Source organism: Spongiactinospora rosea, assembly GCF_003315795.1.
GTDB classification, from domain to species: domain Bacteria; phylum Actinomycetota; class Actinomycetes; order Streptosporangiales; family Streptosporangiaceae; genus Spongiactinospora; species Spongiactinospora rosea.
In genome coordinates, this window is sequence record NZ_QMEY01000001.1 from 1,046,646 (window position 1) to 1,058,547 (window position 11,902).

An 11,902-nucleotide genomic window follows, 5' to 3' on the forward strand; every position below is an offset into this window, starting at 1 on the left:
CATTATCGCCAGCGGCGCCGATCCCCTCGATTACCTGCGGCGTAATCGACACCGGCGAAGAAATTCTGGAACGGTCGGGCCCATGACCCAGACCAGTGAAAGCAATGCCGCGCGCAACAAGGAAGTCGCCGTCCACGTGTTCAAGGAGTTCGCGGCGGGCGACATCGAGGTGCTCCGCGACCACCTGCGCGAGGACTACATCGAGCACAGCCCGGACGCCCCTTCGGGCCGGGACGCCTTCATCGCGTACATCGCCACGACCCCGCTCGCCCGGTCGAAACTCGACCTCAAACGGGTCATCGCCGAGGGCGATCACGTGGTCGTGCATCTCCACATGGTGGCTCCGGAAAGCGAGCGCGGTGTCGCGATCGTGGACATCTTCCGAATGGCGGACGGCCTGATCGCCGAACACTGGGACGTGATCCAGCCGGTCCCCGAGCCCGACCGGGTCCCGCACGGCATGTTCTGACCCGAAACGCGTGCGCCCCGCCGTACCGTACGGCGGGGCGCACACGCGCGGGGTCACTCCTCGCCGGCGAGGGTGAAGGACCGCAGGCGCTGGCCCGCCCAGAAGACCGCGCCGATGGTGACGATGGCGATGGCGATGAGGGCGAAGCCGACGCTGACGCTGGGCTTGCTGAAGAAGCCGGAGGTGTTGAACTGGTAGGCGATCGACTGGGCCCACTGCTGGACGGAGAAGTTGCGGGCCCCGGGGACGAACCCGCCGACGACGGACTCCCAGATCAGCGCGTACGCGATGCCGATCGCCACCGCGTGCTTGGTGATGACGCCGAGCAGCAGGAACAGCGCCGCGTAGGCGACGCCCCCGGCGAACGCGCCGATCGCGAACCCGAGGGCGATCCCCGATTCGGTGCCCACGAGCAGGTAGGCGGCGACGAAGGCGGGCAGCGCGCCGAACAGCGCCAGCAGCGAGGCGGCCACCCCGAACTTGGTGACCGCGATCGCCGGGCGGGAGATCGGCTTGGACAACAGGTGGACGATGGTGCCGTCGTCGATCTCGGGCGCGATCACGCCGGTGCCCGCGATCAGGCCGAGCAGCGGCAGCATGGTCCCCACGCCGAAGATCTTCAGCAACATCAGCGCGGACCGCTCGTCGTCACTGCCCATCATCCGGAGCAGTACGGCCAGCGCGATGAGCCCCGCGGGCAACAGGACCATCAACCAGATCCGCCGCCGCCCGATGACCATGCGGTAACTGATCCCCGCGACCGTGCTCATGTGGCGCTCCTGGTGATGAGGTAGGAGAACACGCTCTCCAGGTCCTCGTCGGCGGGGGCGACCTGCCAGACGTGGATTCCGGCGCTCTTGGCGACGCGGGGGAGAAGGCGTGTGAAGCGGGCGAAGTCCACCGCCTGGGCCTGGAGGCCGTTCTCGGTGAGGGAGACCGCGCCGGAGGAGGCGTCGGCGATGAGGGCCGCGGCGAGGGCGCGGTCGTCGCTGGAGCGGATGGTGAACAGGTGCGGCCGGTCGGTCATCCTGCGGCGGATCTCGCGGAAGTCGCCGGAGGCGGCGTGCCGGCCCGCGACCAGGACCTCGATCTGCTGGGCGACCCGCTCGACCTCCTCCAGGATGTGCGAGCTGAACAAGATGGTCTTGCCCGCCGCGCCCATCTGCCTGACCAGGTCCATCAGGTGCAGGCGCTGGCGCGGGTCCATGCCGTTGAACGGCTCGTCCAGCAGCAGTACGCGCGGATCGTGGACCATCGCCGCGGCGACCTTGACCCGCTGGCGCATGCCCTTGGAGTAGGTCTCGATCCGGCGTTCGGCGGCGTCCAGCATCTCGACCGTGGTCAGCGCGCGGCGGGCCGCCGCCTCCGGGTCGGGCAGGCGGTGCAGCTTCGCGCTGGACAGCACGAACTGCCACCCGGTGAGGAACCCGTACACGGCCTCCCGCTCGGGGACCAGGCCGATCGAGCGGTACACGTCGTGGTTGCGCCAGATGGGCCGCCCGTCCAGGGTCACGCTGCCGGTGGAGGGGGCCAGGAATCCGGCCATCATGTGCAGCAGCGTGGACTTGCCCGCGCCGTTCGGGCCGAGCAGGCCGGTGACGCCGGGGCCGATCGTCATCGTGACGTCGTTGACCGCGACGACGTTGCCGTACCAGCGCGACACCTGGCGAAGCTCGACGCGGGCGGGTGTCGTGCTGGCGGACGGCGTGGTCACGCCCTCCGGTGTGGTGGTGGTCACGCGGATGCCGCCTTCCGGTAGCGCAGGATCAGTACGGCGCCGCCCAGCACGGTCAGCGCGACGACGCCGAGGGCCGCGACCGGCCCGGAGGCTCCGTCGGGGTAGGAGTTGCCCATCGCGCCCGAGGCCCCGGTCAGCCACACCTGTACGGCGTCCACCAGGTAGAACGGGTTGATCAGCAGTGCCCACCCGGCCGAGCCGTCGTCGCTCATCGAGCCGAAGACCTCCGTGAGCACCTGGGAGACCGCCGTGGTGAACAGGTAGAACGCGATGACCGCGGCCACGCCGAGCCCGCGGCGCGGGGTGAGCGAGGCGATGGCGAGACCCAGGCAGGCCAGCATCACCGAGTAGACGACCGAAAGGAGCATGCTCGCCACGTAGTGGCCGGTGGCGGGGTCGCCGCCGGGCGGGTCGACCAGCAGCTCGCCGATGTACGTCACGGTCAGCGGCAGCCACTGCAGGATCAGCAGCGCCAGCGACATCGCGGCCACCTTGGCCGCGACGTAGTCGCCGACCGTCACCGGCCGGGAGAAGTACAGCGGCAGGACGCGGAAGCGCAGGTCGGGCGCGACCAGAACGGGCGACTGGGTGGCCAGGAAGATGGCCAGCACGACCGACATGGTGGCGGCGAAGCCGGGGTACTGGATCACCGGCCCCGGCTGCCGGACCAGCGCCATGGCCGCGATGGACACGACGGCCGGCAGCACCATGATGACCAGCAGCACGAACGGCATGACCTTCGCGCGAAACGATCGGCCCAGGCCGAAGGCCCCGCGCAGGCTGTGCCGGGTCAGCGCGAGCCTGGCCTGGCCGCGGCCCAGCCGCGCGCCGTCGTAGTGGCGGTAGCCGATGTCGTGGATGACGCCCGCGGGCTCGGGGGTCGATGTGGCGGTCATGCGGTCACGCCCCCGGAGGATGCGGCGGAAGTGGTCTCGTGGGCCCGGCCGGTCTCGTCGATCTCAGCGGCCGAGCCGCGGAAGACGTCCTCGATCCGCCTGCGGCCCTGCTCCAGCCGGATCAGCGACATGTCCAGGTCGCACACGGCGTCGCGTACGGCGTCGTAGGTCTCGGGGCCGCGTACCTTGACGGTCAGCAGGCGGCCCGCGCCGCTCACGGTCTCGCCCAGCTCGCCGAGCCGGGCGGCGAGCGGCCGCCAGTCCTCCTCGACCTCGACCGTCACGGTCTCGGTCGCGCCGGTGAACTCGCCGATCGCCGACGAGCGCAGCAGCTTCCCGCCGTCGATCACGATCACGTGGTCGCAGACGCGCTCAAGCTCGCCCAGCAGGTGCGAGGTGACCAGCACGCTGATCCCGAACTCCGCGCCGATCCGCCGGATCAGCCGGAGCATGTCGTCGCGGCCCTGTGGGTCCAGGCCGTTGGTGGGCTCGTCCAGGAACACCAGGCGCGGGTCGTGGACCAGCGCCTGGGCCAGCTTGACCCGCTGTTTCATGCCGGTGGAGTAGCCGCCCACCGGGCGGTAGCGCTCTTCGTACAGGCCGACGTGGCGCAGGGTGTCGGCCGCGCGTTCGCGGGCCGCCGTACGCGGCAGCCCGGACATCTGGGCCATGTGGACCACGAACTCGGTGGCCGACAGGTCGGGGGGCAGGCAGTCGTGCTCGGGCATGTAACCCACGGCGCGCCGGATCTCGGCGCCCTTGGTGGCCACGTCGAGGCCGAGTACCTGGGCCGTTCCGGCGGTCGGTTCGAGGAGGCCCAGCAGTATCTTGATGAGCGTCGACTTGCCCGCGCCGTTGGCCCCCACCAGACCTGTGACCCCCGGGGTGACCGTGACGCTGAGCGTGTCGAGCGCGGTCACCCGGGGGAAGCGTTTGGTCAACCCTTCGGTCGCGAGGATCGTCATGGGGCGGACTCTATCGCCGCATTTCCGGGCATGCCCTCGTCCGAATGTACGATCTGACCCTTAGCCGTTAATCAGGGTCGCGTGTGCTTCAGCATCCTCCGTAGCTGCCCGGGATAGGGGCCGCCGAGGCGCGACCACAGCAGCCGCTGCGCGTACAGCGTCGCCGTGCCGGAGATGGTCATGCCGAGCACGTTGACCGCGACCTGGGCGATCGAGGAGCCGAGGTCGTCCCAGCGGCCGAGCGCCAGGGCCAGGGCGGCGTAACCGGCCGCGGGCACGGTGGTGACCGAGATGAAGACCCCGATCAGGGCCGTCGATTTGGCGGCCGTGATGGACAGTACGCCCGCCGCGCCCGCCAGAAGCGCCACGATGAACGACCAGCGGTCCGGATTGACGATGAACTCGACCTCGGCGTGGGAGTCCAGCGAGGTGGGGCCGATCCAGCCGATCCCGAGCGAGACCAGCGCGCACACGAACGTCACCGCGATGCCCACGCAGAACCCGGCCGCCACGCTCCTGGCCGCCCGGCCGATCAGCGCGCCGTCGCGGCGCAGCAGGCCGAAGCACATCGCCGAGATCGGCCCGAACTCCGGTCCCAGCACCATCGCGCCGACCAGCACGATCGGCGAGTCGACCACCACCGCGATGGCCGCGATCTGCGTGGCGATGGCGAAGAACGCGAAATAGGCCCAGGTCATCCGGCTGTCGTCGGCGACCCGCTGGCTGAGTTCGTCCCACACCACGGCGTCGTCGGGGTCGCCCGGGGCCTCGGCCTCGGCCCGGTCGGCGGCCTCGGAAAGGATCAGGCCCGCGTTGTCGGCGCTGATCGAGCCCACCTCGTGCAGGCGCATCTCCTTCAACCGGCCCAGCACGTCGTTGGCCGCCTCGCGGGCCACGTCGAACAGCAGTACGTCGCCCTGCGGGCGGGCGGCCACGCCGGGAAGCACGACCAGATCGACCACGCCGGGCGCGCCGGTCAGGTACTCGACGGCCGCGGCGGTGTGCGTGGCGGGACTTATGACGCGCATGTGCAGCACGTGGCCCACCCTAGTGAGAGCGGACCCGGCGAGGCACGGCCCTACGCGCGGCGCAGCAGCACCCGCTGGACGGCGTGGTCGCGGCCCTTGTGCAGCACGAGCGCCGCCCTGGCCCTGGTCGGGGCGATGTTCTCCACCAGGTTGCGCTCGTTGACCTCGCGCCACACATCGCGCGCGAACGCCGTTGCCTCGGTCTCCGACAGGTCGGCCAGGTGCCGGAAATAGGACTTCGGGTCGGCGAACGCGGTCCGGCGCAGCTTGTGGAACCGGTCCACGTACCACTCCCGGACGTCTTCCACCTGCGCGTCCACATAGATCGAGAAGTCGAAGAAGTCGCACACGGCCAGCGCGGTCGGCGGGGCCGGCTGGAGCACGTTGAGCCCCTCGACGATCAGGATGTCCGGCCGCCGCACGCTCTGCGCCGCGCCCGGCACGATGTCGTACTCCAGATGGCTGTAAACGGGCGCGGTCACCTCGGCCGCGCCCGCCTTCACCGCCGACACGAACCGGACCAGCGCCCGCCGGTCGTAACTCTCCGGGAAGCCCTTGCGGTGCATGATCCCACGCTCTTCGAGGACCGCGTTGGGATACAGGAAGCTGTCGGTGGTGATCAGCTCCACGTTGGAGTGCTCGGGCCAGCGGGCCAGCAGCGTGTGCAGCAGCCGGGCGGTCGTGGACTTGCCCACGGCCACGCTGCCCGCGATGCCCAGGATGTACGGCGGCGGCGCGTCCTTCTCGCCGAGGAACGCGCTGACCGCGGCCCCCCGCTTGCGCGCGCCGGTGAAGTGCAGGTTGAGCAGCCGGGTCAGCGGCAGGTAGATGTCGGTGACCTCGGCCAGGTCGATGGGGTCGTCCACGCCGCGCAGGTCTTCGAGTCCGGCCTCGGTGAGCGTGAGCGGGGTGTTCTCGCGCAGACCCCGCCACTGCTCGCGGCCCAGCTCGACGTACGCCGACGTCTCGACCGCGGTTGCCTCGGTGACCATGCCGGAAGCCTACTCAGCGCGCGCGAGCGGCCATCGGGTGGCCTGCGGATTAGGCTTGGGCCGGTGATCGTGGGAATCGGCGTGGACGTCGTCGACGTCACGCGCTTCGCCGCCACCCTGGAGCGCACGCCCGCGCTGGCCGCACGTCTGTTCACCGAGGCGGAGCGGGGGCTGGCCGTGCACTCGCTGGCCGCCAGGTTCGCGGCCAAGGAGGCGGTGGCCAAGGCCCTCGGCGCGCCGCCCGGCCTGCGCCACCTCGACGCCGAGGTGTGCGTCGGCGAGCACGGCAGGCCGTTCCTGCGGGTGTCGGGACGGGTGGCCGAGACCGCCGGGGCGATGGGCGTGCGGCGCTGGCACCTGTCGCTGACCCACGACGGAGGTGTCGCCATCGCGTATGTGATCGCCGAAGGCTGAGATAACTTCGGCAGCATGCGCACCGCGTACACCAGTGACCAGATTCGCACCGCCGAGCGGGCGCTGATGGCCCGCCTCCCCGAGGGCGCGCTGATGCGCCGGGCCGCCGCCGGGCTCGCCGCCGCCTGCGCGGGCCTGCTGCCCCGCGTGTACGGCTCGCGGGTGCTCGTCCTCGTGGGCAGCGGCGACAACGGCGGCGACGCCCTCTACGCCGCGGCGACCCTGGCCGGTCGCGGCGCGCGGGTGGACGCCCTGCTCGCCGGCTCGCGTACCCACCAGGGCGGGCTGGCCGCCCTGCGCGCGGCGGGCGGCAGAGTGCTCGGCGACTCCGGGCCCGAGGCGGTACGACGGGCGGCCGGACCGGCCGACCTGATCATCGACGGGCTGGTCGGCATCGGCGGGACGGGCGCGCTGCGCGAGCCGTACGCGGCGCTGGCCGAGATCGTGAACTCCGTGGATGCGACCGTCGTCGCGGTGGACGTGCCGAGCGGCGTGGACGCGAGCACCGGGCAGGTGGACGGCGCCGCCGTACGGGCGGACGTCACCGTGACGTTCGGGGCGTACAAAACCGGTCTGTTCATCGACCCCGGCGCTGGGCAGTCAGGGGTCGTGGAACTCGTGGACATCGGGCTCGGGCCCTACCTCCCCGACGCCGACGTGGTCGCACTGACCGACCCCGACGTGGCCGGGCTGCTGCCCAGGCCCGGCCGGGAGTCCGACAAATACCGCAGAGGGGTCGTGGGGATCGTCGCGGGCGGCGACCGGTTCACCGGGGCGGCGGTCATGACGGTGGCGGGCGCGATCAGGTCCGGCGCGGGGATGGTCCGCTACGCCGGACAGGACCAACCGGCCGCCGCGGTCAGGGACCACTGGCCGGAGGCGGTGATCAGCACGCTGGCGCCCGGCGAGGGCATCGATCGGGTGGGCCGCGTGCAGGCGTGGGTGCTGGGGCCGGGCCTCGGTACCGACGACGACGCGCTCGCGGTGGCCGAGTCCGTGCTGGCGGACGACCTCCCGGTGGCGATCGACGCCGACGCGCTGACCCTCGCCGCCGCCAGGCCGTACCTGCTGGACAGGGACGCGCCCACGGTGATCACCCCGCACGCGGGCGAACTGTCCAGGCTGACCGGCGTGCCCAGGCAGGACATCGAGGCCGCCCGCCTGCACCACGCCCGCGAGGCCGCGCGGACGCTCGGCGTGACCGTACTGCTCAAGGGCTCGACCACCATCGTCGCCGAGCCCGGCAGGCCGCCCAGGATCAACCTCACCGGCACCCCGTGGCTGGCCTCGGCGGGCACCGGGGACGTCCTTTCCGGCATCCTCGGCACACTGCTGGCCGCCGGACTCAACTGTTACGATGCCGCCTCATGCGCGGCCTACCTGCACGGCGCGGCGGCCCGCGTGGCCGCCGGCGGTGCTCCGCTCGCCGCGACCGACGTGGCCGACGCGTTGCCGCAGGTGACGCGGTCCTTGACCTGATATGTGCACCCGGGAGTGAGAGTCCTATCGCTCAGCAGACCGTGTCACCTGCCATTCTTGTAAGATGGATTTCCCGACAGTAGCGCGCGTGGACCTCGGAGCCATCAGGCACAACGTCGAGGTCATGCGCGAGCGCGCCGCGGGCGCGGAGCTGATGGCGGTGGTGAAGGCCGACGCCTACGGGCACGGGCTGGTGCCATGCGCGCACGCGGCTCTCACCGCGGGGGCCGGTCGGCTGGGCACCGCTTTCATCCATGAGGCGCTGACCCTGCGGCGGGCGGGCATCGGCGCGCCGATCCTGGCCTGGATCATCACGCCGGGAGATCGGCTGGAAGAGGCCGTCGCCGAGGACATCGAGGTGTCCGTGAGCGCGATCTGGCTGCTGGACGAGCTGATGGAGGCGGCCCGCCGCCGGGGGCGTACGGCACGGATCCACCTCAAGATCGACACCGGCACGTCCCGGGGCGGCGCGACCGCGACCGAGTGGGAGAAACTGCTCGACCGCGCGGCGGCGGCGCAGAGGGAGGGCCTGGTCCAGGTCACCGGCATCTGGTCCCACCTGGCCTGCGCCGACACCCCCGGCCACCCGTCCATCGACGCCCAGACGCACAAGTTCGACGAGGCGTTGGCCATGGCCGAGAAGGCGGGCGTGGCCGGATCCCACGTGATCAGGCACCTGTCCAACTCCGCGGCGACGCTCACCCTCGCCCGCGCCCGGTTCGACATGGTACGGCTGGGCAGCGCCATCTACGGCCTGCCGTCCGTGCCCGAACTGGGCGACTGCGAACTACGCCCGGCGATGACGCTGGCCTCGACCGCGGCCCTGGTCAAGCGCGTACCGGCGGGGTCGGGGGTCTCGTACGGTCACGAGTACATCACCGAACGGGAGACCACCCTCGCCATGATCCCCCTCGGCTACGCCGACGGGGTCCAGCGCCGGGCCACCAACCGGTGCGAGGTGTTCGCGGGCGGGCGGCGGCGCACGGTGGCGGGGCGGGTCTGCATGGACCAGTTCATGATCGACGTGGGCGACGACGCGCTGTCCCTGGGCGACGAAGTGATCATCTTCGGCCCGGGCGACCAGGGCGAGCCCACAGCCCAGGAATGGGCGGACCGCCTGGGCACCATCTCCTACGAAATCGTCACCGGCCTAGGCGCCCGAGTCCCCCGCGTCTACGTGTAAATGGCGCTCGCTCCGCTCGCGCGGGGCCCGGGCGCTTTCGAGGTCGCGCCCTCCGCTCCTCGCTCAGTCGTTCGTTCCTCACTCCATCGCTCGTCGCTGCGGACACGACCGCGCCCGGGCAAAGCAAAGCGCCTCGCTTCGCTCGCGCCCAAACCCCCCGCCTCCGGCGGGGGACGCGCTCCGCGCGATGGGTCCCGCCTTCGGCGGCCAGGGCGCGCTCCGCGCGCGTAAAGGGCCTCGCTTCGCTCGGACGGTCTTCCTTTGCCGGGCTTCGCCCGGCGTACGGCAGGCCCACTCTCGCCGCCCGTCCGTGCCTGGTCGCGGGCCGGTGCCCGGGATTTCGCGTGTGTCGTGGCTGCTCGCCGTTCCAGCACCGGCTAAGGCCATTTGATGGTGTCTCGTCTAGTGGCGTAGAGGGAGCGTCCAAATCGGACATTGCCGAGGCCGGCCGGTCCATGCCATGGAGGAGTTCCACCACTCCGCGGGACGCGATCCATACCGAGAACCGGGACCAGGGCGTACAGCACTTGATGCGCTTGCTCCGCTTTGACAATCACCATCGGTGTGGTGGTCAGTCAGGCCGCCGCAGCGGCCTCAAAGGCGGCACGGGAGACCCTCAGCAGCGCACACGCCCGCTTGACGTTGTGGCCGCCTTGCTTCTCCGCCTCGATGAACGGGTGCATGCTCACCGGGTCTCATTGGCGAAGAAAGCCGTCGCTCGCTGAAGGAGCTCGACGTCCTCGCGCAGCCGCCGGTTCTCCCGCCGCAACGCCGCCAGCTCCTCCCGCTCACCGCTGGTCAGTCCGTCCCCCTCACCCGCGTCGATCTCGGCCTGGCGCACCCATTGCCGCACCGAGGTCTCGGTCAGATCGAAGTCGCGGGCGACCTCGCCGATCGACCGGTCCCCCCGCCGGCACAACTCGACGATCTCTGCCCTGAACTCCGGTGTGAACGACCGCCGCGGGCGCGGCTTTTTCTTCGCGATGCTCTCCATCATGGACATCCCCTTCGGGGGCTAACCCGAGGTTGTCACTTCAAGTGTGTAAAGATCGCTCCCGGTAGCCAGAGAGCCGTCTTTACCTGATCCGTCCTGGATAAGCGATATCGAGTTCGATGAGCGCCTCGCGCCAGCCGATGGTCCGCTGCCCCTCGATCAGGCGGGCGGTGCCGGGCGAGGACTTGACCCGGCCGGTCTTCTCCTTGTGCGCGGCGCGTTCACGGGCGCGTTTGTCCTCGATGTTGATGATCGCCAGCCACAACAGCTTGACCACCGCGTCATCGCCGGGGAAGTGCCCCCGGGCCTTGGTGACCTTGCGCAACTGGTAGTTCAGCGACTCGATGCCGTTGGTGGTGTAGAGCAGCCGCCGCACCGCGGGGGTGAAGGCGAAGAACGGCGTGAACCGATCCCAGGCAGCCTCGAACACCCGGCCCGCCTGCGGATACCTCTGGCCCCAGGTAGAGGCGGCGAAGTCGGCCAGCGCATCGAAGGCCGCCTGCTCGGTGGGCGCGGTGTAAATCTTCTTCAACTCGGCGGCCACCGCGGCGCGGTCGCGGCGGGCCACCGGCCGCAGCGCGTTACGGATCAGATGCACTACGCAGGTCTGCACGATGGTGTGCGGGAACGCCATGTGGACGGCGTCTTCGAAGCCGTTCAGGCCGTCGGTGCAGGCGATCAGGACGTCACGCACCCCGCGATTCTTCAGGTCGCCCATCACCGAGGCCCAAAACCGGGCCGACTCCCCGGCGGTCGCGGACTCGGTCGGGGTCTTGGCCAGCCAGATCCCCAGCACGTGCTTGGCGCCCTCGGCGTCGATACCGACGGCGAGGTAGGCGGGTTTGGCCTGCACGACATGGTTGTCGCGGACCTTGACCACGATGGCGTCCAGGAAGAGCACCGGGTAGACCGCCTCCAGCGGGCGGGCCTGCCAGGCGCGGACCTCCTCCAGCACCGCGTCGGTGATGTTGGAGATCGCCTCGTGCGACAACTCGGTGTCATAGACCTGGCGCAGGTGGTGCTGGATGTCGCGGACGCTCATACCATGCGCGTACAAGCTGATGATCATGTCGTCCAGGCCGCCGGAGATCCGCCCGGCCCGCTTGGGCACCAGTACCGGCTCGAAGGTGCCGGCGCGATCTCGGGGCACCGCCAGCCGCACCGGCCCGACGCCGGTCTGCACCGTCTTGCCGATCTTTCCGTTGCGGGAGTTGCCCGTCCCGTGGCCGGCGACCTCGTGCTTGCCGTAGCCCAGATGGGAGGAGATCTCGGCCTCCAGCGCGCGTTCCAGCACGGCTTTGACCAGCTCGCCGAGCATCGAGCCCTGACCGGTCAGCCGCAGCCCGCCCGCCCTGTCGCGTGAGCGTTCCAGCAGCAGGTCCAGTACCTGATCGCCGAGCAGGTCCCGCAGCGGCGGTTCCTGGCCGGGATGTGCGGATTCCTGCCCGCTGTGGTGAGCGGCCCGGGCCAGGTTGCCCGTCTGCTCGTGGGCCTGTGTGAAGCCGCTGGTCAGTGCCGCTGTTCCCCGTGTGTTCGTCATGGTCGACGCTCCCCCCGAAGCGTAAAGTGATCTACCTCGACTCATCTACCCAAAGTGATCCTTTCCACACTTAGAGTGGTTCTGCCAAGATTTTCGTGGTAACTGCCTGCAACTGATCACACACGTGCCGATAGTTGCATATGCGTGATTCCGATCAGGAACTGTTGGACCTGCTTCTTCCGCAACTGAGCGACGTGCAGGTGG

The 11,902-nt window shown here is 70.4% G+C and carries 12 protein-coding genes; 4 read left to right on the forward strand and 8 right to left on the reverse strand.

The window, feature by feature from the left end:
- Positions 1 to 82: 82 nt before the first annotated feature.
- Entirely contained in the window at positions 83 to 469 is a 387-nt protein-coding gene (locus tag DP939_RS05525; RefSeq protein ID WP_113979410.1) for a nuclear transport factor 2 family protein, read from the forward strand.
- A 53-nt stretch (positions 470 to 522) separates the two neighbouring features.
- Here DP939_RS05525 and DP939_RS05530 read toward each other — a convergent pair whose 3' ends face one another.
- From DP939_RS05530 to coaA, 6 genes are all read right to left on the reverse strand, one after another.
- Positions 523 to 1,239: an ABC transporter permease gene (locus DP939_RS05530; protein ID WP_113979411.1), complete on the reverse strand. Its 717-nt coding sequence runs from the start codon at positions 1,237 to 1,239 to the stop codon at positions 523 to 525.
- Complete coding sequence (locus tag DP939_RS05535; RefSeq protein WP_225878055.1) at positions 1,236 to 2,207, reverse strand: ABC transporter ATP-binding protein; 972 nt, start codon at positions 2,205 to 2,207, stop codon at positions 1,236 to 1,238. The genes DP939_RS05530 and DP939_RS05535 overlap by 4 nt, the downstream gene beginning before the upstream one ends.
- A complete protein-coding gene (locus DP939_RS05540; RefSeq protein WP_113979412.1) occupies positions 2,204 to 3,103 on the reverse strand; it encodes an ABC transporter permease in 900 nt (299 codons plus the stop codon). Before DP939_RS05540 ends, DP939_RS05535 begins: the two co-directional genes overlap by 4 nt.
- The gene (locus tag DP939_RS05545; RefSeq protein WP_113979413.1) at positions 3,100 to 4,068 is read right to left on the reverse strand and encodes an ABC transporter ATP-binding protein; all 969 of its coding nucleotides are present in this window, start codon (positions 4,066 to 4,068) and stop codon (positions 3,100 to 3,102) included. Before DP939_RS05545 ends, DP939_RS05540 begins: the two co-directional genes overlap by 4 nt.
- A gap of 71 nt (positions 4,069 to 4,139) precedes the next feature.
- Positions 4,140 to 5,096 (reverse strand): DUF389 domain-containing protein, encoded by a 957-nt coding sequence (locus DP939_RS05550; RefSeq protein ID WP_225878073.1) that lies wholly within the window; start codon positions 5,094 to 5,096, stop codon positions 4,140 to 4,142.
- Between the two features lie 50 nt (positions 5,097 to 5,146).
- Positions 5,147 to 6,088 carry a type I pantothenate kinase gene (gene coaA, locus DP939_RS05555; protein ID WP_113979415.1) on the reverse strand — a complete coding sequence of 314 codons (942 nt, stop codon included), beginning with the start codon at positions 6,086 to 6,088 and terminating at the stop codon, positions 5,147 to 5,149.
- A 63-nt stretch (positions 6,089 to 6,151) separates the two neighbouring features.
- Between coaA and DP939_RS05560 the strand changes: the two genes are divergently transcribed.
- The 3 genes from DP939_RS05560 (at position 6,152) to alr (ending at position 9,164) form a co-directional block, all read left to right on the forward strand.
- Positions 6,152 to 6,502 (forward strand): holo-ACP synthase, encoded by a 351-nt coding sequence (locus DP939_RS05560; protein ID WP_113979416.1) that lies wholly within the window; start codon positions 6,152 to 6,154, stop codon positions 6,500 to 6,502.
- Positions 6,503 to 6,517: 15 nt separating this feature from the next.
- A complete protein-coding gene (locus tag DP939_RS05565) occupies positions 6,518 to 7,981 on the forward strand; it encodes an NAD(P)H-hydrate dehydratase (RefSeq protein ID WP_113979417.1) in 1,464 nt (487 codons plus the stop codon).
- 64 nt (positions 7,982 to 8,045) lie between these two features.
- A complete protein-coding gene (gene alr / locus DP939_RS05570) occupies positions 8,046 to 9,164 on the forward strand; it encodes an alanine racemase (protein WP_113979418.1) in 1,119 nt (372 codons plus the stop codon).
- A 685-nt stretch (positions 9,165 to 9,849) separates the two neighbouring features.
- Here alr and DP939_RS05575 read toward each other — a convergent pair.
- The gene (locus DP939_RS05575; RefSeq protein WP_147267877.1) at positions 9,850 to 10,161 is read right to left on the reverse strand and encodes a transposase; all 312 of its coding nucleotides are present in this window, start codon (positions 10,159 to 10,161) and stop codon (positions 9,850 to 9,852) included.
- Positions 10,162 to 10,240: 79 nt separating this feature from the next.
- Positions 10,241 to 11,569 (reverse strand): IS256 family transposase, encoded by a 1,329-nt coding sequence (locus DP939_RS05580; RefSeq protein WP_404828576.1) that lies wholly within the window; start codon positions 11,567 to 11,569, stop codon positions 10,241 to 10,243.
- Positions 11,570 to 11,902: the final 333 nt, after the last annotated feature.